At 62.0% G+C, this 1,451-nt stretch carries 1 protein-coding gene; it reads left to right on the top strand.

Annotated features, from left to right (window positions below):
• Positions 1-242: 242 nt before the first annotated feature.
• The gene (locus ABD198_RS30440; protein WP_344007952.1) at positions 243-1,220 is read left to right on the top strand and encodes an AraC family transcriptional regulator; all 978 of its coding nucleotides are present in this window, start codon (positions 243-245) and stop codon (positions 1,218-1,220) included.
• Positions 1,221-1,451: the final 231 nt, after the last annotated feature.

Genomic DNA, 1,451 nt, shown 5'->3' with positions numbered 1-1,451 from the left:
CCCCCGACGGTCCGGCTGGTCGGGCCAACCAGAGCCACCTCGACCAGCCGGAAAACGACCTAAATCACCGGTATTGCGTCTAAAGCAACGGGTTGCACGACAAGGGACGCCATCAGTGGGGCTGCCCGGCGGCCCTGCTTGTGAGCCCCAAGGAGAGCAGAGGCGCCGTTGTCGTGGGTCTTGCGTAGGGCAATCATGGCAGGTAGAAGTTACAGCGACAGCCCATCAAAGGATGACGTTCGATGCTTGAGGAGCCGCTTGCCGAAAGTGAGCAGTTCTGCACCGGCGATCTCGACTTGATCCGCGAGGTCGGCGGCCGGATTCTCGTTCCCCACCGCGTGGATGCATTGGGTGAAGTCTCGCGGAATGCGCGCATGAATGCGGCAAGGCTCGGCAACATCACCCTGGCGTATATGCGCTATGAATCCAATATACGGTTGGAGGCTCCGACAACCGAAGCGACGTATTTCTTCACCGTGCCGCTCACCGGGAAAGCGGAGGGCGTGTGCGGGAAGGGCGAAGTCGCCCCGTCGGCGCGGCTTTCGGGTCTTGCGTACAGGGCGGATGACCGCGGCGTCATCACCCTCAGCCCCGATTACACGATGTTCTTCCTGCGTATCGAGCGCCACGCCCTCGAGCGCCAACTCGAGGGATTGCTGTGCCGGGAGATCACCGCACCTTTGCGCTTTGAATTTGGTATGGACCTACGCAGGCCGCCCTTGCGTACGTGGGTCAACTGTGTCGGTCTACTCAGAGCCGAACTGGAACGCTGCCCGCAGGCCGATCGGGAGCCGCTTTTGAGTGCTCGGATCGAAGAACTCGTCATGACCGGTCTCCTGGTCGGGCAACCACACAACTATTCTGAGCTGTTGCATAGGATGCGCCAGCCCGCCCGGCCGCGCGCCGTGAAGCACGCGATCGATCTTATTGAGCAACAGCCTGATTACGCATGGTCGTTGGCGGATTTGACACGTGCGACCGGAGTCAGCGCGCGGACCCTCCAGGAAGGGTTTCGGCGCTACGTGGGCATGACCCCCACTGCCTATCTCCGTGAAGCCCGACTGCAGCGTGTGCACGCCGACCTGACCAACCCGAGTGCGCACACCTCCGTGTCCGAGGCAGCCTATCGATGGGGCTTTGCGCACCTGGGACGATTCGCCATCGCATACCGCCGCAAGTTCGGCGAATCGCCGTCAGAGACGTTGCGCCGACCTGAGTGAAGGGCGCGTCTCGCAGGGCTCTGCGGCGAATGGCGGACGTCAGGAAGGCAGCACGCGGCTTGTTGATGGTTTGCCCGGCCCATTGCTCAACACGCTGAGTGCCGGTGACTCTCGGCGTCGGGTGAGAATCTGACCGCTGAACGGAGCGCGGGTTCTAGGGTGCGTTTCAGAAGTGGATCTTGATGTGTCATGATCCACTTCGTGGGGCGGCATGACCTGACGAATGCACAG

The organism is Streptomyces thermocarboxydovorans, from assembly GCF_039524635.1.
Taxonomy (GTDB): Bacteria; Actinomycetota; Actinomycetes; order Streptomycetales; family Streptomycetaceae; genus Streptomyces; species Streptomyces thermocarboxydovorans.
This window is presented reverse-complemented; position numbering and strand designations above follow the sequence as displayed.